Raw genomic sequence first — 16,444 nt, 5'->3', positions numbered from 1 at the left:
GTCACTCCCTCGCGTGCTTGAGTATATGATAGGCTTCCCTTTTTATTATCTCCACTCCGGTCTTGACTGCGTTCAGGCTTCCCGGCAGGCAGAAGACAACTATGGCCCTGCCATCGTTCCTAATGATTCCAGCGGTTGCCCTGGTGAGAACGACGGCTGTTCCAATCTCTTCATAGCTCCTCAGCCTGAAGACCTCGCCAAAGCCAACCAGCTCCTTATCGAAAAGCGTTCTTATGCTCTCTATCGTGACATCCCTGCTAGTTATTCCCGTTCCGCCTGTGGTAACGATCACATCGGCACCTTTTTCGATAGACTCAATGACTGCTTTGATTATTGCCAGCTTTTCGTCCGGCACGATAGTGTAATGGACATTCTCGTTTCCACTCTCTTTCAGAGCCTCCACAAGAAACTTTCCGCTGGCGTCCTCTTTCTCTCCTCTGCTTGCGGTATCGCTGACCGTTATAACTGCAAACTTAAACTTCTTCGGCGCTTTTTTCCTATGTTCTTCCACTCCCATGCTATCACCCAAAAAATCTTTGCGAGGAAGTTAATAACCTTTTCAGTGATAAGCGGAAGCATTTAACAGAAAAAGCGTAAAGCGTTAATATGTCATCCTCGTAGAGTTTCCCATGGAGTCCAGACATTTCATAAAATCATTCAATGAACCTATGATGGCCCTCAGCAACGCGCCTCACAGAGGAGGTCTTGTTAACGCCAACGGCTTCTTTTTCATGAAAGTGCACAAGGACTATTCTGGAGACTACAAAGCTGACTGTCTCATCTTCGAGCGAGAGAATGGCCTTGAGAACTTTGTAGGCTTCATGACGGCAGCGGATATCCGCAGAGTTCTAGCTGTTTCAAGACATGGAAGCGTTACCGCCTATGTCACTGCAGGGATAACCAATCCTGCAATAGCCGGCGACGTCCCACCACCATGGAAGCCAGGTACAATAAATATGGCAATCGTGATAAACAAGGGGCTAACCGTTGGGGCTATGGCCAACGCGATAATGACAGCGACTGAGGCTAAGACATACACCCTCTTAAAGCTCGGCTACAAGGCCACCGGAACGACAAGCGACGGTATAGGGGTTTTTGCATATCTCGGGGAGAAAGAGTGGGCCGGAACAGCAACAGAGCTAGGAATAAACATTGGAAAAACCGTCAGGGAGGCTCTCGAAGAGAGTGTAAGGAAGTGGGAGAGAATAAGAGGTTAGGTAGCCTCCAGCTTCATCAGCCTTCTGTAAAGCTCGTCCACCTTTCTGCTGACGTCTTCGGGGGAGAATCCAGCCTTAACCGCCAGCCAGGTGGCACCACCAGCCCCAACGCCCTCCTTAACGTAGCCATTCTCGTAGTCCCTGAGGCCTTTGAATTCGTTCTTAGAGAAGTCCAGATCAGCGGCATAAGTGATTATCCCTATCTCCTTTGCGGTGTCGATGAATGTGGCGCTTCTATCATTTACAACCCATTTGGTTGTCGCTATCATAAACCTGCTCATGTCTTCTCCGAGGACCTTCAGCAGAGCTGCAACGGCGAGCATCTGGGTTCCACCAGCAAGAACGACTTTGCCTTTGAAACCGAGTGCTATCCCGACTACCGCTGCCATCATGGGGTCCCCGAACTGCTTGAGTGCTTCAAGGGGCTTCTCTTTGAAGTTTCCAGGCTTTATTCCGGCCCTTTCAAAGCCTGCTTTTATAACTTCCTCCTTTAGGCTCTGGGGGTTGTTTGGGGCCGCCGAAGAAGTTCTGGCTTCATAGCCGAGCGCCCAGAGGACAGCCTGAGCTGTTGTCGTTCCCCCTGGAGTGGACTCGCCGATGACGAGCTCTTCGATTGAGGTATTGCTGAGCTCTTCGCCGAAGAGTCTCGCTCTCGCGATTATCTCCTCGGCCTCTTGTAAAGCCGGTCCCTTCCTGAAGTCCCTGCCAACGTAGTCGCTGATGTGGACGTGAGGCACGAGGGGAGCCAAGTAAGTTCCACCGCGGACTATCATCAACGGGAAGTTGGCAAGCTCCCTTGCGGCCTTGGTGATTATGGCTGGCGTGGGATGTCCATTGGGGGTAACGGGAATCACGTCTATGATTTTCGGCTTCTCGTAGAACAGGTATTCAGCATCGGCTGGTGGAGTAAGCTTTGTGAGCTCTGGCGTTGCTCCAGCAACGCTTATTCCTGGCACGGTGCTTATCTCTGTGTTTCCGAGGACAATCAGCATGAGGCTTTTCATAGTATCACCGATGGAGGTTTTATCCAACAGGTTTATATATCCTTCGTCCACTTCCAGTGGGGGTGTGAATGGGAAAAGCCCTAATGGTTCAGGGAACTTCCTCCGGAGCTGGGAAATCCCTCCTCGTCATGGCTTTGTGCAGGATCTTTTCGAACTTAGGGTATGACGTTGTTCCGTTTAAAAGCCAGAACATGAGCCTGAACTCCGCACCGAGCATAGAAGGCGGCGAAATAAGTCGCGCCCAGTACCTTCAGGCGGTAGCCTGCAGAAAAAAGCCGTCGGTGAGGTTCAATCCAATACTCCTCAAGCCTGAGGGGAACATGAGGAGCCAAGTTGTGTTTATGGGAAAGCCAATAGGAAGCGTTTCAGCTAGGGAATACATGCTCTCCCGGAAGGAGGAGCTCTTTCGGAAGGCCATGAAGGTTCTGGATGAACTTATTGTGGAACACGAGATTGTGATAATCGAAGGCGCAGGCTCGCCCGTTGAGATTAACCTCAAGGACTATGACATAGCCAACATGCGCGTTGCGAGGCACGCCAAAGCGAAGACCATCCTCGTTACCGACATCGACCGAGGTGGGAGCTTCGCTTCTATAGTGGGTACGATGGAGCTCTTGAGCAAGGAGGAGCGAAACTTGATCCTTGGCTTCGTATTCAATAAGTTCCGCGGCGATGCCTCCCTGCTGGAGCCAGGCTTTGAATATCTAGAGAAGCGCTATGGGAAGCTTACCCTCGGAGTCGTTCCCTACGTCGAGCACAAGTTGCCAGAAGAGGACTCTCTGACTAGCTTTCCGAGGGTTAAGGGCGGACTTCACATCCAGGTAGTCAAGCTTCCTCACATAAGCAACTCTACCGACTTTGAGCCCCTTCACTGGGCCAATGGGGTGGACTACGTTACAAAAGCGGAGGAAATCGAAGGTGATTTGATAATAATCCCCGGGAGCAAGAACACCGTCGAGGACTTGCTCTGGATGCGCGAGAATGGAATAGAGGACGCGATAATTCAGGCTCACCACGAAGGTTCTTTCGTCGTTGGAATCTGCGGCGGCTTTCAAATGCTCGGGGAGAAGATAATCGACAACGTAGAATCGAAGCGCGGTGAGGTCAAGGGTATTGGACTGTTGCCCGCTAAAACAATCTTCACGCCCGTTAAACGGACAAATCACCTGAAGGCCGAAATCCTTTGGGAGCCAGCTAAGAGAATGAGCGTTGAGGGCTATGAGATAAGGATGGGCCGCTCAACCTCAGAGAGGCCCTTCTCGATAATACGCGAGATAAACGGTGCTAAGGCCTTTGAGCCGGAGGGAGCCCTTGGTGAGAGAACCTTCGGGACCTATTTACACGGCATCTTCCATAACTTCGCCTTTACGGAGCGTCTTCTCAACTTTCTGCGGGCGGAAAAAGGTCTCGAGCCGATAAGCGTTGATGGATGGAGCATTGAGGAGGAGATAGAGCGCTTTGCTAGGGTTGTCAAGAAGAACCTTGACGTTGAGAGGATTTTAGGGGAGCTGGGGATTTAATGGCATCTTTGGAGTATCTTCTTTGTAACCTTCTCCAATTTTCTCATTTCCGATGCAAGCCTTTTGGCCAATTCATTCCGCTCTTTCTCGCCCATTTCAAAAGGTGATGTTGAAAGGGAGTAATGTATGCTCATTCTCTTTGAGCCTCTTGTGGTCCCGGGAGGCTCTTCCCATTTGATATCGGTGGAGGATATATCCAGTGCTTGTGCTATTTCATCAATGTGTTCCATAAGACACCTTTGTACCCGTTCGTTTTCCTTGGGTGAGGGCTTGCCTATGTAGATACCAATGGAAAACTTGTCTTCCCATATGTGCCATTCATATGGAACGTCAGAAACTCCACTTCCAAACACCATCCTATATCCAGGTTGAGGTCTTAGGTTTTTACCGTACATCTCAAGAACTCTTCTCCAGATGTCCAAATAAAGCTCCTGTATGGGGCTTAATCTAGTGACCATGTCTCTGCTAATTTTTTTGCCATTGATTTGGCATGACGACAACGTCGAAATCCATCGCATAGGGGGAACTTCCAATTCTGACAGCCTTGACCTCGAGCCCGAAGAATCCTATGTCCTGTCTGGTGTTTTCGTTCAACCAGTTTAACGCTTGTTTGTGCTCATCAGAAAACTTCTCTGCTATCCAGACCATAATTTTTGCATTCGCTCCAGAGGCATATGTGAGTATTTTTCCAAGGTGATCATGGTTTGTCTTCCCAAATTGGTTCTCGATTATAACCCTCGCACCACTGTTTGTGTCCCTCGCGAGTATGTCAACGAAGTAGTTTCCAATCTGATATTCTCTCTTAATGTCCTCAAGTTCAATGCCTATTTTTTCCCCGAGGACTTCAATGTTTTCAACAAGCCAATCGCTAAACTCCTCCTCCCTTGAAAAAACGTTATTAATGCTTAATGTCTTCAACCAAGCAATCTCCGCAATTTGCTCACCTCCAATAATCCTCCTGGCTTTCAAGCTCCTTGGGCGGGTGTCTCTTTTCCCGCCAGGGCTTCAGGCGGACGTAGAGGTAGAAGCCGAGGAAAAGGAGCAGACCGAGGAGGATTAGAATCACTGTCACAATCAGGAAGCCGAAGAGGAACAGCCCCGCGAGGATTGAAATTCCGATGAAGGCTAACGCACCTTTGAGCTCCTCGTCCCTCATCTTTCCACCAATCTCGCTATCCTCTCGGCGAGCTTTAAATCTTCCGGCGTGTTCACGTTGAGAGCCAACAGCGGGTTGCTCAGCTCTAAGAACTCCTCCTCCTCAGTTCCGACGGCGTTGAGGCCGACTATCGCGTAGCCCCTGTAAACGACGGGATGCAAGTCCTTCGGAACGAGCTTCAGCGGAAGGACCCCCGTCAGGCTCGTCCTCCCGTTGAAGGCTTTCTCGATAAGCCAAAAATCCGAGGCCTTCACAAAGGGTATATCTGCGGAGACGCTTACAAATGGGCCAAGCTCATGCAAAAGCCACTGGATGTCCTGGACGTAGCCTTTTCCCGGCGTCTCAATGAAGGAAATCCCTTCCCTGATGCAAAGCTCCCTCGTCTTCGGCGTGTTCTTGGAGATGGCAACGAGCACTTCCCCAACTTTTTCGGTCTCCACGTAAACGCGCAGGAGCATCTGTTTATCGGCTACCTTCAGGATGGGCTTTTCCTGCCCCATGCGGGTTGATTTGCCTCCGGCGAGGATGATTATCATGTATACCACCAAACGAAAGCCACAACCAAAAGCGTCCCAACCCTCGTTATCTCCGCTATTGCACCTATGCAGTCGCCGTTTATTCCGCCGAAGTTGTCGAGGGCAACTTTGATGGTGTAACCTCCGAAGGCCAGACCAAGGAGCGAGACCAGGGCATCTTGCTCGTAAACAACTACTGGGACGAGGAGAATGGAGTAGAAGATGAACCCACCGAGGAGCTGGCCGCTGTTCATCCTCTCCATGAAGTAGGCCCCAATCCCTTGGCCGAGCGGTTTCCTGGTTGCCAGCGCGAGGAGCATGGCGAGCTTTGAGTTTAGCTCCGCCAGGAAGAGGGCGTAGAAAGGAACGAGCTGGAGGGAATAGACCTGGAGGAACAGAACCATGACCACCGCGAAGAGGCCCGCTATTCCGGTGTTCAGGTCTTTCATTGCTTTTATCTTTCTCTCGCGGTCGCCTTTAACCATCACACCATCAGCGAAATCAGCTAAGCCATCGAGGTGAAGAAGACCGATGGTAAAGTAGAGCGCCAAGACCGCCAGGACGTTCGAGAGGGGAAGTTTTAAGTAAAGGATGAGCGTCGGGAGCGCTGAACTTACTAAAGCAACAAGTGGAAAGGCCCAGAGCTCCTCGCGAGCTTTCTTGAAGTCGCCCTTGATTGGCACCCGTGTCAGGAATGGCAGGACGTTTCTCATGACTCAGTCCTCCGAAAGGAGCTTCGTCATGCAGCCCGCTATGAAGCCGCCTACTGCGTCGTCCAGAAAGGGCGGCAGCTCCTTCAGTATTCTGGGCTTTCTCGTGTCATAGTAGAAGAAGTTGAAGAGAGCCATTTTACCGCCTATGTATTCTGCTATGCTTATCCCGATGAGCTCGTCGGCGACTAAGTTCACCGGGTCACCTTCAACGTCAAAATTCTCCTCGAGGAGGAGCGCCGCCATGAGAAGGGACTGAACGTTGATGTCGTCAAGATAGCGGAGCATCGTCTCTTCCAGCAGTTCTCTAACGTCTCCGGCATTTTCGCCGATGTAGAGCTCCATCGCGGTATCGAGCATCTTTTCAAGGGTTATGCCCTTTGATTCAAGTTTCCCGAGGATATCTCCGCCTCTCATTCTCTCACCAACCTGAACTTCAGCCAGCAGTAGGTCTCGCTCTCCTCTATCTCCAGCAGCTTCAGCTCAAAACTCTCCCCAAACAGCGGGCATTTTACGACCACCGTGTGGAACTCAGCGAACTCGCCAAGGGGGTCGATGCCGGGGTTTGCATCGAGGAAGCGCTCCAAATCCTCAACCGAGTGGAAGGTGTAGCCGAGCCATTCTTTGTAGAGTTTCCCCTTGTTGACGCGATTATCGCGTATTCAAATCCCGCCTCGATTACCTCTCTCGCGAGCTCAAGCGTGTCCCTGCCCCAGAGGGGCTCCAAGACTTTAACGCCCGCTCCTTCGGCCAGCCGTTCGATCCACTCCAAGTGGTCTTCGAGCAGTATATCAAAGGCTCCTTTCCCATAGCCTCAGCGAGCTTTTCCAGTTCGCTTATGTTCTCGTAGTGCGACGAGACTCCGATGGTGGCCTTCAGGACGAGGAAATACGTGATACTTATGCCTCTTTTCTGGGCCAAATAAGTTGCATAAAGCCCGTCCTTGACGCCCGAGAAGAAGGCGATGCCCCTCAAATTGAACCCTCCAGTTTCTTCTGCTCGTACTCTTCACGGATGAGTGAAAGCTTCTTCTCATCAACGTACGCAACAACCGCGCCGCAGTCGATGCAGAGCCAAGGCCTGCCCTTTACTCCCGGCTTCAGGAGGTCCGTCAGTCTGCTCTTCCAGGGCGGGACCCAGAAGTACCGGGCGTGCCCAAGGAGGTCAGTTTTGCTTGGCACCATAGTCCCTCCGCAGAAGGGACACTTTCTCGTCTCCATGTCACCACCAGAATTATAAACGCCTTGGGATGTTTTATCCTTTATGCTGCTGAAGCTTGACGAGCTGGAGCAGGTTGGAAAGGTCTATGTAAATCCAAGAAACCTTAAGACTAAGCCCCTCTTCCTCAGGGACTGGCGGGACTTTCTCAGCCTCGAGGAGAAGGTTTACGGCCTCTACGCGAGGACGATTTACAATCCGGAGCAGCGTTTTATGGTCCTCAAAGAGAAAGACGAAAAAGTAGCGGGGGAGCTTGAGGCGCTCTACCGCGAGTTCCTGAACGAGCCGCTCCGCTTCTGCCACGAGGAGTATTACAGCTATCAGCTTAAAATCGGGACTTTTAAAGGCCTGCCCTTCGCCAACGGCTGGGTCGGTTCGGGCGTTGTCCTTGTAGGCGAAGCGCCTGGAAGGAAAGGGTGTGGGTTAACGGGAATATGCTTCTATCGCGACGCCTCGGGAATGCTGCTCAGGAAGGCCCTCTTTTCCCTGGGGCTTAACCCCGACTTTGTTTACATCACCAACGTCGTGAAATGCAATCCGCCGGGGAACAAGCTTAAGGGCTTCGACAAACGGGAGCTCGGCCTTCTGGAGAGGGAGCTTGAAATTTTGAGACCTAAATCAATTTTTGCCATCGGCAGAACTGCGGAGAAGGCCCTAGAAAGACTTGGCTTTGATGCAACCTACTTAAGACATCCCGCCTGGTACGTGCGCAGGGGCTTGAGGGAACCCAACAAGGAGATGCTCGATGAATACACCCCGGTAAAGGAGGTCTTCGAGGAATGGAAGCCTTGATGATTTTTGTGGTTGCGCTCCTCTGGGATTTCCTCCTCGGCGAACCGCCAGCATTAGTCCATCCCACTGTCTGGTTCGGCAGGCTAATCGGTCTCTTTGATGGGATGTACAGAAGAAGCTCGATTTTGGACTTTCTCGCCGGAACCTCTGCTTCTCTCTTTGTCATCACCTTCGCCTTCGCCCTCTCCATGCTTCCGGAGCTTCTGCCAGAGTGGCTGGGTTTCGCCCTAGGCGTTTACCTTCTAAAAAGCTCCTTCGCGATTAAAAGCCTCGCCCAGCACGTGGAGAACACGGTGAAGGACGACATAGAAGAGCAGAGGAAGTACGTGGGCTGGATAGTCAGCAGGGACGTCTCAAAGCTCGACAGGACTCATCTCAATTCAGCGGCCATAGAGAGCCTCGCCGAGAATATTACAGACAGCATCGTTGCTCCGCTCTTCTACTACCTCCTCTTTGGCCTGCCAGGAGCTCTTGCTTACCGTGCTGTGAATACTATGGACGCCATGATAGGCTACCGCGATGAAAGGCACGAGTATTTCGGCAAGTTTGCGGCAAGGCTCGATGACGTTCTCAACTTCATCCCAGCCCGTATTACCGTTCTGCTCTTCCTGCCGCTCAGTCCGAGAAAGGTTCTCGAATACTGGGGGAAGGCGAAGTTTAAGATAAACGCCGACAAGCCCATAGCAGCGATGAGCGCAGTCCTCGGTGTCTGGCTTGAGAAAGAAGGGGTTTATCGCTTTGAAGGCAGGGAGCCGATGCTTGATGACATTAAGAGGGCCCTTAGGGTTTATCGGATTGTTGTAGGAGAGTGGGTTTTAATATGTATGCTTCTACTCGTCCTGGAGGTGTGTCTATGCTCAAACCTGTAAGCTTCAAGGCCCACCACGGCGGTGCGAGGGAAGAAGGTTTGCTCGACTTCTCGGCATCTCTGAACCCCTATATCCCCGAATGGCTAGATGATATGTTTAACCGAGCAAAAGAGCTGAGCGGCCGTTACCTGTATTGGGAAAAGCTCGAAGAAGAGCTTTCTGAGTTAGTTGGTGAACCCCTGACGGTGACGGCCGGAATCACTGAGGCGCTCTATCTAATCGGCATCCTCGCGATGAGGGAAAAGCACAAGGTAATAATCCCGCGTCACACCTACGAGGAGTATGAGAGAGTAGCGAAGATTTTCGGTGCAAAAGTCATTAACGGCCCAAACGATCCAGAGAAGCTTGCCGAACTCGTGGAGAATGAGAGTATCGTTTTTTTCTGCAACCCCAACAACCCCGACGGCAAGTTCTACTCGCCAAAGGGGCTCAGGCCTCTTCTCGATGCCGTCGAAGACAAAGGCGCACTCCTTATACTTGATGAGGCATTCATAGACTTCGTCAAAGGAGCGAAAAGTCCCGAAGGGGAAAACCTCGTGAAGCTCAGGACCTTCACCAAGAGCTACGGGCTGCCCGGGATAAGGGTGGGCTACGTCATCGGCTTTGAGGAGGCCTTTAAAAGCGTCCGCATGCCATGGGGTATAGGCTCGCTCGGCTACGCCTTTTTGGAGTTCCTCCTCGAGGACGGCTTCGAGCATCTCAAGAAAACGATGCCTCTAATCTGGCGCGAGAAGAAGCGGATGGAAAAGGCCATGGAGGTCAAAAGCGATGCCAACTTCTTCATAAAAAATGTCGGCGATGCGAGGGGAACCGTCGAACGGCTGAAAGAGAGGGGAATCCTCGTAAGGGACTGCACGAGCTTTGGTTTGCCTCAGTACGTCCGCTTCAGCGTGAGAAAGAGGAAGGAGAACGAGAGGCTTATTAAGGCATTCAGGGAGCTTGGCCTTTGATTCCAACGAGCCAGAGTCTCCACGCATTCGCCGGAAGCTCTCTCTGAAAGTCACCATAAATTATAACCTCGTCGAAGTGCTTCTCAGCAAGCAGGCGCATTTCCCGGGCGGTGTAAACGTTCAGGTTCTCGTGAGTGAAAAAGGCTCTATCACGGTAGAAAAGCAAATTCGACCAGTCTGCGACGAAGACTCCTCCAGGCCGTAGAGCTTTAATTACAGAATTAAATAATTCGTTAATTCTGTCCTCATTGAGGTAGAGGATGCTCGAGAAGAACATCGTCACCGCATCGAACTCCTCTCGGAAGTCGAGTGCCGCGGCATCTCCCAACATGAATTCCACGCTCAACTCCTCTCTCCGGGCCTTCTCTCTGGCCACAGTCAGCATCTCCTCGTTGATATCGAGACCCACAACCTCATAGCCCCGCCGGACAAGCTCAAGGGTTGGCGCACCGGTTCCGCAAGCTATGTCGAGAACGTGCCTAACTTCCCGCCTCGCGTCGTTCCTGAAGATTCTTTCGACGAAGTCAATTTCCTGGGAGATCCTCTCCAGCCGCACTCGATAGATAACATCATAGTAGCGCGCGAGGCTCCTGTAGAGCTCACCCGTGGAATCACCTCATCTGAGCTTTCCTTCAAATGTTGCCACGAAAACCTTTTAAAACTATGCACCATTAGGTGCACCGGTGGTGCCTATCGTCCATCGGAAGAGAGGAGAGTGGTCGGAAATGGCCCCGATTGGAGGGGCGCTACATAGCGACGGCCCTACTGAGCTCGCTGAGCTCAGCAACGCTCGGCCCGTATCTGAGCCTATGGCTTAAAGGAATTGGCCTGGGCCTTTCTGAGATTGGTTTAGTTCAGAGCGTTTCTGAGGTCGCGCAGCTTCTCACTGACTTTCCAACGGGAGGCATGGCCAACAGGTATGGCAGGGTAAAAACCTATGCGGCAGGGAGCTCGGTTTTCGGGCTCGGACTTATTGTCATAGCGCTCGCGAAGAGAATGCCGGCGGTTCTGATGGGTGCAACCCTCGCAGGCTTCGGAGCGGCCCTCATCAGCGGGACGATGATTCCGTGGCTCTACGATGCCATTAGAGATAGGACGGCGGTTAAATCCGTCTTGGGAAAGGTCAAGGCACTATCCGGGCCGGTGAGGTTTGCTGGTGGATTTATCGGCGGTTACCTAGCTACATTGGCTCCAAACTTGTCCGTGCTAATTGCAGGAACACTTTCAATAGCTTCGGCACTTATGGCATTAATATTGCTTCCGGACAACTACTGGGACAGGAAAGCTAACTACTTTGAAGTACTCAAAAAGGGCCTTAAGGAGATACGGACAAACAGAGCCCTCCACCTGTTGTTAGCCTCTTTGCTCCTGCTGGGCTTTACTGCAAGAGCATTTTTTACTTTCCAGATGCTCCTGCTGGCCGGGCGCGGCTTTCCCGCTGAGTATCTTAGCGCACTGTTTGCCCTGCTGGTGCTCTCCACATCGGCAGGTGCACTCATTGCCAGGAATCTTGGGCCCGCTCCAAGGACAGCCGCCCTGCTCACCGCACTGCTCGGTGCGGAGATGGTACTGCTTGGCTTCACCGAAAACCTGATGATTAACCTCGCTATGCTCTTTGCCGTAGAGGTAACGCTCGGTGCCAGATTTCCAGTGATGGCGGTGCTCAGGAACGACTTTATACCCGGCGAGGTTCGCTCGACAGTGAACTCAGCGATGAGCACAACCGGGAGCGGCTTCACCGCCATCGCCAATGTGGCCGTTGGGGCACTCGCGGAAAAGCTGGGCCTCGGGTCTGCCTACGTCATGGCCGGCTCCCTCGGAGTCCTCGCGGCGCTTCCTCTTTGGGGATTAACCTTTTTAAGCGCTCCCGCTGAAGGGGGTAACATCACTGAAAAACCCGATGGAGGATGATACGATGCTTCCCAAAACCTACGACCCGAACGAGATTGAGCCCAAGTGGCAGAAGTTCTGGCTGGATGAAAAAATCTACAAATATGAGCTCGACGAGAAGAGGCCACGCTACGCGATCGACACTCCACCCCCGTTCACAAGCGGAACGCTCCACCTTGGTCATGTGCTCAGCCACACCTGGATTGACATTGTGGCCCGTTATAAGCGCATGACTGGCTATAACGTGCTCTTCCCACAGGGCTTCGACAACCACGGCCTTCCGACCGAGCTGAAGGTGGAGAAGGAGTTTGGAATCAGCAAGGATGAACCAGAAAAGTTTCTGCAGAAGTGTATCGAGTGGACCTGGCAGGCTATTGAAGCAATGAGAAACCAGTTTATCAGAATTGGTTATTCTGCTGACTGGGATTTGGAGTATCACACGATGGATGACGAATACAGGGCTTTAGTGCAGAAGTCCCTGCTGGAGTTCTACAAGAAAGGCCTGCTTTATCAAGCAGAGCACCCGGTTTACTGGTGTCCGAGATGTAGGACGAGCCTTGCCAAGGCTGAAGTAGGTTACGTGGAAGAGGACGGCTTCCTCTATTACATAAAGCTCCCACTTGCTGATGGTAGCGGTTACGTCCCGATAGCGACAACGAGACCGGAGCTCATGCCGGCCTGTGTTGCGGTATTTGTCCACCCTGACGATGAGAGGTATAAGGACGTTGTCGGCAAAAAGGTGAAGCTCCCGATATTCGAGCGTGAAGTGCCGGTTATAGCCGACGAAGACGTCGATCCGACCTTTGGAACCGGTGCCGTTTACAACTGTACCTACGGCGATGAGCAGGACGTCGTGTGGCAGAAGCGCTACAACCTGCCGGTCATCATAGCCATCAACGAGGACGGCACCATGAACGAAAACGCCGGCAAGTACGCCGGCATGAAGACCGAAGAGGCGAGGAAGGCCATCGCCGAGGATCTCGAAAAGATGGGCCTTCTCTACAAGAAGGAGAAGATAACCCACCGCGTCCTGAGGCACACTGAGCGTAGCAGCTGTATGGCCCCGATCGAGCTCCTGCCGAAGAAGCAGTGGTTCATAAAGGTGAAGGACTTTACGGACGAGATTGTGAAAGTGGCAGAGAAAATCAACTGGTATCCGAGCGATATGTTCCTCCGCCTCAAGGACTGGGCTGAGTCAATGGACTGGGACTGGGTTATAAGCAGGCAGCGTGTCTTTGGAACCCCAATTCCATTCTGGGTCTGCAAGAACGGCCATGTGATTCCTGCCAGAGAGGAAGACCTGCCCGTTGACCCGCGTTTCGACAAACCTCCAGTGGAGAAGTGCCCGGTCTGCGGTGCCGAGCTCGAGCCTGTAACTGACGTCCTTGACTGCTGGGTGGATTCGAGCATTACACCGCTCATCATCACCAAGTGGGGCAAGGACGAGAAGTGGTTCAAGCACAACTTCCCCGCAGCTTTGAGACCCCAAGGAACCGACATCATCAGGACGTGGGCGTTCTACACAATCTTCAGAACCTACATTCTTACCGGGGAAAAGCCGTGGCATGACATCCTCATCAACGGAATGGTGGCTGGACCTGATGGCAGGAAGATGAGCAAGAGCTACGGCAACGTCGTTGCACCGGATGAGGTGATCCCGAAGTACGGTGCTGATGCTTTAAGACTCTGGACAGCCTTAGCCCCACCGGGAGAAGACCACCCGTTCAAGTGGGAAACTGTTGACTACAACTACCGCTTCCTTCAGAAGGTCTGGAACATCTACCGCTTTGCAGAGAGGCACATCAAAGATTTGGACTATAATGCAAACAAAGATATTGAGCTTGAGCCCCTTGACCGCTGGATACTCTCAAGGCTTCACCGCTTAATCAAGTTCGCCACGGAGGAAATGGAGAAGTACCGCTTCAACCTGCTCACGAGGGAGCTGATAACATTTGTCTGGCACGAAGTTGCGGATGATTACATCGAGATGATAAAGTACCGCCTCTACGGCGACGACGAAGAGAGCAAGCTGAAGGCAAGAGTAGCACTGTATGAGTTGCTCTACAACATCCTCCTACTGCTCGCACCATTTGTGCCACATATAACGGAGGAGCTCTACCAAGAGGTCTTTAAGGACAAGATCGGAGCAAAGAGCATCCACCTCTTAGAGTGGCCTGCTTACAATGAGGCGAGGATTGACGAGAACGCCGAGAAGCTCGGCGAGCTGGCCAGGGAGCTAGTAGGTGTCATGAGGCGCTACAAGAACAGCCACGGCTTGGCGTTAAACGCCAAGCTCAAGTACGTGGCGATCTACGCTACCGACTCCTATGAGATGCTGAAGGCCATCGAAAAGGACATCGCTGGAACTATGAACATCGAGAGGCTTGAGATAATCAAGGGCGAGCCGGAGCTTGAGGAAAGAATCGTCGAGATTAAGCCAAACTTCAGAACTGTAGGGCCGCGCTACGGCAAGCTCGTTCCAAAGATTGTTGCATACCTCAAGCAGAATGCTGAAGTAGTTGCCAAAGCCCTCAAGGAGAGCGGAAAAGTAGAGTTCGAGATTGAAGGGCAGAAGATTGAGCTCAGCAAGGACGACATCGTGCTGAGGAAGGCGGTTTTCAGCGAGGGCGAAGAGGTGGAAACCGCGGTTGTTGACGATGCGGTAATCCTGTTCTTCTGAACTTTTCTTTCTCTAATTTGTCGGAGAACGAGAAAGAGGAACGTTCAGCAGTTGTAGCACAGCATCGCGGCCTTCTTGAGGAGTATGACCCTGTAAGCCTTGCCGTTGATTATCCTGGGGTTGGAAATCTTGTTGAGGTGGTGCATCCGCTTCCTCTCGAGCGCGACGAGATTTAACTCACGCAGAACCTTGACGAAGTCCTCCCAGCGTATCTTGAGCCAATTGGAGTACTCGTCAAACAGCTCCTTCTCGACAACGCGGTAAACTTTCCCGTTAATCATATAGCGCGTTGCATGCTTTGGAAGCTCCTTCCTCAGGCGCCAGCGGGCGTGGAGTGGTGACTGGACGTCATAGACCGCCTCATCCATATCTTTGCCCTCAACCATCATCCCGAGCAGAATCTCGAGTATGTGGTTTATCCTGTCTGGAACGCCAACGATGTCGCCCCTGAGGACTATCTTCCTGCGCCGAACTTTTATCCCCGCTGTCTCAAGCTCCTCTCCGATTTTTGGAGTGGTTTTCTTCTTTGTACCCCCTGTATCAACTATTCCACCGATGATAAAGGCCCTAACGCCAAAATCCTCTTCGCTTAAGACCTCGCCAGCCCAGGGATCGAGCAGAACGACCTCATCGATGCCTTCGCTCTTCAGAAACTCTGTGGTCGGGCCCTCGTGGAGAGTGACTTTGTCGAGGGGCATGTTGGCCATTTCCCTGAACTCTTCGTTCGCCCACGTAACAGCTAAGCGGTCGCCCATGAAGTAGTCCCTCAGCAGGCCGTAGCACTGCGCTAATTGGAGGCAGACTTTGCCCTTCTCCTTCTGGGTGTGCTTGTCCCAGTGCATTAGGTCAACGATGAAGTATGGCCACTCTGGGATGGCCTTCTTGATGTCCTCAGCCATTATGACCGCCTTGAAGCGGTGGGCGAGGTTCTTCGGAATGAATGCGTAGATCGCATCCTTCGTCGTCCCGTTCTCCAAGTCCCAGGCTATCGCCGTCGGCTTCTCAACCTTACCGATGTAGCCGTAACCCTCGAGCACGTGGATTGCTATATCCTGCAGTCTGTCTTTAGTGTCCCTCTTTGGCACTCTCTTCGATAGCGTGCCGACCTTGTCTATGCCCCTGCTAACTAATAGCTTCCTGAAGACGTCGCTGAGCTTCTCCATGGTCATCGGGCGGGGAAACGGGTGAGGAGTTAAAAGCCTTTCCATCTGAATTTAGCTAAGGTTAAAGAATAAAGAAAAACCGTATTCAAAAAGAAAACAATAAGATATCAAAAGATCTGGATTCTGTGCTCTTTTGAGAGTCTTACGGTGTAGTGCCTCGGTTTGAACTCTTGGACAGGAGAGTTGGGCACCAGTATAGTTTCTTCCAGACCCATGTTGTCAGTGCTGGAAATAACCTCTATGAGTTGGTCGCTAAGACTATAGATCCACGCCGTTACATAATCGGGAACAGCATTTCTGTTCAAGATGGAGACTGTGACAATACTAAACTTATTTTCCCTTATTGCCGCTTTCTCAAAGCTCGCAAGTGATGCCCTTATTAGGTTGTTCATGGTCTGTTTCCGAATTCGTGATAGGATCTTATAAATAACAAAATTCAAAGAAGTGCAGGTCTTCAACGAAAAATTACTGAGAAATAAATACATTCAGAACTGCGAGAGAGGATAGCCTGCGAATGGCCAAAAGACAGCCGAGAATGCTCTGCAAAACACTTCTGGGTAAGGTGAATTATAATATATCTCGTTTTATTGAGGATGTGGTTATAGCGTGGCTCTCAAGCGAAAACTGGCAGGAGAATGGTAGGAATGCGGTTTTGGTGCCCCGGCCGGGATTTGAACCCGGGGCGCGGGCTCGAAAGGCCCGCATGTTTGACCGGGCTACACCACCGGGGCTCGATAGTTAAGGACTTATGAACGCTTAA

At 51.8% G+C, this 16,444-nt stretch carries 19 protein-coding genes, 1 tRNA gene and 1 pseudogene; 7 read left to right on the top strand and 14 right to left on the bottom strand.

Translation table 11 applies throughout. The features are described 5' to 3' along the window. Window position 1 precedes the first annotated feature (1 nt). A complete protein-coding gene (locus A7C91_RS09570) occupies window positions 2-517 on the bottom strand; it encodes a MogA/MoaB family molybdenum cofactor biosynthesis protein (protein ID WP_068666991.1) in 516 nt (171 codons plus the stop codon). A 112-nt stretch (window positions 518-629) separates the two neighbouring features. Between A7C91_RS09570 and A7C91_RS09565 the strand changes: the two genes are divergently transcribed. Next, window positions 630-1,217, top strand: coding sequence for an adenosylcobinamide amidohydrolase (locus A7C91_RS09565; RefSeq protein WP_068666990.1), 588 nt, complete (start codon window positions 630-632; stop codon window positions 1,215-1,217). On the opposite strand, the gene cobT is transcribed toward A7C91_RS09565, so the two are convergent. Continuing rightward, window positions 1,214-2,221, bottom strand: coding sequence for a nicotinate mononucleotide-dependent phosphoribosyltransferase CobT (gene cobT, locus A7C91_RS09560; RefSeq protein WP_068666987.1), 1,008 nt, complete (start codon window positions 2,219-2,221; stop codon window positions 1,214-1,216). The genes A7C91_RS09565 and cobT overlap by 4 nt on opposite strands. A gap of 68 nt (window positions 2,222-2,289) precedes the next feature. Here cobT and A7C91_RS09555 point away from each other — a divergent pair, with 68 nt between their 5' ends. Further along, window positions 2,290-3,741 carry a cobyric acid synthase gene (locus A7C91_RS09555; protein ID WP_068666985.1) on the top strand — a complete coding sequence of 484 codons (1,452 nt, stop codon included), beginning with the start codon at window positions 2,290-2,292 and terminating at the stop codon, window positions 3,739-3,741. On the opposite strand, the gene A7C91_RS10855 is transcribed toward A7C91_RS09555, so the two are convergent. From A7C91_RS10855 to A7C91_RS09515, 8 genes and pseudogenes are all read right to left on the bottom strand, one after another. Continuing rightward, entirely contained in the window at window positions 3,738-4,163 is a 426-nt protein-coding gene (locus tag A7C91_RS10855; RefSeq protein ID WP_199920033.1) for a DUF4268 domain-containing protein, read from the bottom strand. The genes A7C91_RS09555 and A7C91_RS10855 overlap by 4 nt on opposite strands. A gap of 43 nt (window positions 4,164-4,206) precedes the next feature. Further along, window positions 4,207-4,710: a PDDEXK family nuclease gene (locus tag A7C91_RS09545; RefSeq protein ID WP_199920032.1), complete on the bottom strand. Its 504-nt coding sequence runs from the start codon at window positions 4,708-4,710 to the stop codon at window positions 4,207-4,209. Next, the gene (locus A7C91_RS09540) at window positions 4,682-4,897 is read right to left on the bottom strand and encodes a hypothetical protein (RefSeq protein ID WP_068666981.1); all 216 of its coding nucleotides are present in this window, start codon (window positions 4,895-4,897) and stop codon (window positions 4,682-4,684) included. Before A7C91_RS09540 ends, A7C91_RS09545 begins: the two co-directional genes overlap by 29 nt. After that, entirely contained in the window at window positions 4,894-5,433 is a 540-nt protein-coding gene (locus A7C91_RS09535) for an NTP transferase domain-containing protein (protein WP_068666979.1), read from the bottom strand. Before A7C91_RS09535 ends, A7C91_RS09540 begins: the two co-directional genes overlap by 4 nt. Next, window positions 5,430-6,125, bottom strand: a complete 696-nt coding sequence (gene cobS / locus A7C91_RS09530; protein ID WP_068666976.1) for an adenosylcobinamide-GDP ribazoletransferase — start codon at window positions 6,123-6,125, stop codon at window positions 5,430-5,432. Before cobS ends, A7C91_RS09535 begins: the two co-directional genes overlap by 4 nt. A gap of 3 nt (window positions 6,126-6,128) precedes the next feature. Continuing rightward, window positions 6,129-6,539 carry an alpha-ribazole phosphatase CobZ gene (gene cobZ, locus A7C91_RS09525; protein ID WP_068666974.1) on the bottom strand — a complete coding sequence of 137 codons (411 nt, stop codon included), beginning with the start codon at window positions 6,537-6,539 and terminating at the stop codon, window positions 6,129-6,131. After that, window positions 6,536-7,097 (bottom strand): annotated as a pseudogene (locus A7C91_RS09520) (Dph6-related ATP pyrophosphatase). Before A7C91_RS09520 ends, cobZ begins: the two are co-directional and overlap by 4 nt. Then, a complete protein-coding gene (locus A7C91_RS09515; protein ID WP_324609539.1) occupies window positions 7,094-7,306 on the bottom strand; it encodes a hypothetical protein in 213 nt (70 codons plus the stop codon). Before A7C91_RS09515 ends, A7C91_RS09520 begins: the two are co-directional and overlap by 4 nt. Window positions 7,307-7,385: 79 nt before the next feature. On the opposite strand from A7C91_RS09515, the gene A7C91_RS09510 reads away from it, so the two are divergent. Genes A7C91_RS09510 through A7C91_RS09500 form a run of 3 tightly spaced genes read left to right on the top strand, consistent with a single transcriptional unit; the run spans window position 7,386 to window position 9,951 of the window. Next, on the top strand, window positions 7,386-8,132 hold the full coding sequence (locus tag A7C91_RS09510; protein WP_068666970.1) for a uracil-DNA glycosylase family protein: 747 nt from the start codon (window positions 7,386-7,388) through the stop codon (window positions 8,130-8,132). Then, window positions 8,120-9,001 carry an adenosylcobinamide-phosphate synthase CbiB gene (cbiB, locus tag A7C91_RS09505; protein WP_068666968.1) on the top strand — a complete coding sequence of 294 codons (882 nt, stop codon included), beginning with the start codon at window positions 8,120-8,122 and terminating at the stop codon, window positions 8,999-9,001. Before A7C91_RS09510 ends, cbiB begins: the two co-directional genes overlap by 13 nt. Further along, window positions 8,986-9,951, top strand: a complete 966-nt coding sequence (locus A7C91_RS09500) for an aminotransferase class I/II-fold pyridoxal phosphate-dependent enzyme (protein ID WP_068666967.1) — start codon at window positions 8,986-8,988, stop codon at window positions 9,949-9,951. The genes cbiB and A7C91_RS09500 overlap by 16 nt, the downstream gene beginning before the upstream one ends. On the opposite strand, the gene A7C91_RS09495 is transcribed toward A7C91_RS09500, so the two are convergent. Beyond that, entirely contained in the window at window positions 9,932-10,507 is a 576-nt protein-coding gene (locus tag A7C91_RS09495; RefSeq protein ID WP_234394368.1) for a class I SAM-dependent methyltransferase, read from the bottom strand. The genes A7C91_RS09500 and A7C91_RS09495 overlap by 20 nt on opposite strands. A 179-nt stretch (window positions 10,508-10,686) precedes the next feature. On the opposite strand from A7C91_RS09495, the gene A7C91_RS09490 reads away from it, so the two are divergent. Continuing rightward, a complete protein-coding gene (locus A7C91_RS09490) occupies window positions 10,687-11,862 on the top strand; it encodes an MFS transporter (RefSeq protein WP_234394367.1) in 1,176 nt (391 codons plus the stop codon). A 4-nt stretch (window positions 11,863-11,866) separates the two neighbouring features. Then, window positions 11,867-14,521, top strand: coding sequence for a valine--tRNA ligase (locus tag A7C91_RS09485; protein WP_068667450.1), 2,655 nt, complete (start codon window positions 11,867-11,869; stop codon window positions 14,519-14,521). 44 nt (window positions 14,522-14,565) lie between these two features. Here the strand turns inward: A7C91_RS09485 and trm10 are convergent, their stop codons facing one another. The 3 genes from trm10 to A7C91_RS09470 all read right to left on the bottom strand — a co-directional run bounded on the left by trm10 (window position 14,566) and on the right by A7C91_RS09470 (window position 16,415). Further along, window positions 14,566-15,684, bottom strand: a complete 1,119-nt coding sequence (trm10, locus tag A7C91_RS09480) for a tRNA (guanine(9)-/adenine(9)-N1)-methyltransferase (RefSeq protein WP_068667447.1) — start codon at window positions 15,682-15,684, stop codon at window positions 14,566-14,568. Between the two features lie 107 nt (window positions 15,685-15,791). Further along, window positions 15,792-16,076 carry a hypothetical protein gene (locus A7C91_RS09475; RefSeq protein WP_199920031.1) on the bottom strand — a complete coding sequence of 95 codons (285 nt, stop codon included), beginning with the start codon at window positions 16,074-16,076 and terminating at the stop codon, window positions 15,792-15,794. Between the two features lie 261 nt (window positions 16,077-16,337). Then, a tRNA-Glu gene (locus tag A7C91_RS09470) sits at window positions 16,338-16,415 on the bottom strand. Window positions 16,416-16,444 lie beyond the last annotated feature (29 nt).

The organism is Thermococcus piezophilus (assembly GCF_001647085.1).
Taxonomy (GTDB): Archaea; Methanobacteriota_B; Thermococci; order Thermococcales; family Thermococcaceae; genus Thermococcus; species Thermococcus piezophilus.
Note: the sequence above shows the minus strand (reverse complement) of the source record. Positions and strands in the feature narration are given on the sequence as shown.

What these genes read in the sequence shown, in the direction of transcription:
- A7C91_RS09570 (WP_068666991.1), bottom strand. Translation starts at nt 517, where the DNA reads ATGGGAGTGGAAGAACATAGGAAAAAAGCGCCGAAGAAGTTTAAGTTT.
- A7C91_RS09565 (WP_068666990.1), top strand. Translation starts at nt 630, where the DNA reads ATGGAGTCCAGACATTTCATAAAATCATTCAATGAACCTATGATGGCC.
- cobT (WP_068666987.1), bottom strand. Translation starts at nt 2,221, where the DNA reads ATGAAAAGCCTCATGCTGATTGTCCTCGGAAACACAGAGATAAGCACC.
- A7C91_RS09555 (WP_068666985.1), top strand. Translation starts at nt 2,290, where the DNA reads ATGGGAAAAGCCCTAATGGTTCAGGGAACTTCCTCCGGAGCTGGGAAA.
- A7C91_RS09540 (WP_068666981.1), bottom strand. Translation starts at nt 4,897, where the DNA reads ATGAGGGACGAGGAGCTCAAAGGTGCGTTAGCCTTCATCGGAATTTCA.
- A7C91_RS09535 (WP_068666979.1), bottom strand. Translation starts at nt 5,433, where the DNA reads ATGATAATCATCCTCGCCGGAGGCAAATCAACCCGCATGGGGCAGGAA.
- cobS (WP_068666976.1), bottom strand. Translation starts at nt 6,125, where the DNA reads ATGAGAAACGTCCTGCCATTCCTGACACGGGTGCCAATCAAGGGCGAC.
- cobZ (WP_068666974.1), bottom strand. Translation starts at nt 6,539, where the DNA reads ATGAGAGGCGGAGATATCCTCGGGAAACTTGAATCAAAGGGCATAACC.
- A7C91_RS09515 (WP_324609539.1), bottom strand. Translation starts at nt 7,306, where the DNA reads ATGGTGCCAAGCAAAACTGACCTCCTTGGGCACGCCCGGTACTTCTGG.
- A7C91_RS09510 (WP_068666970.1), top strand. Translation starts at nt 7,386, where the DNA reads ATGCTGCTGAAGCTTGACGAGCTGGAGCAGGTTGGAAAGGTCTATGTA.
- cbiB (WP_068666968.1), top strand. Translation starts at nt 8,120, where the DNA reads ATGGAAGCCTTGATGATTTTTGTGGTTGCGCTCCTCTGGGATTTCCTC.
- A7C91_RS09500 (WP_068666967.1), top strand. Translation starts at nt 8,986, where the DNA reads ATGCTCAAACCTGTAAGCTTCAAGGCCCACCACGGCGGTGCGAGGGAA.
- A7C91_RS09485 (WP_068667450.1), top strand. Translation starts at nt 11,867, where the DNA reads ATGCTTCCCAAAACCTACGACCCGAACGAGATTGAGCCCAAGTGGCAG.
- trm10 (WP_068667447.1), bottom strand. Translation starts at nt 15,684, where the DNA reads ATGGAGAAGCTCAGCGACGTCTTCAGGAAGCTATTAGTTAGCAGGGGC.
- A7C91_RS09475 (WP_199920031.1), bottom strand. Translation starts at nt 16,076, where the DNA reads ATGAACAACCTAATAAGGGCATCACTTGCGAGCTTTGAGAAAGCGGCA.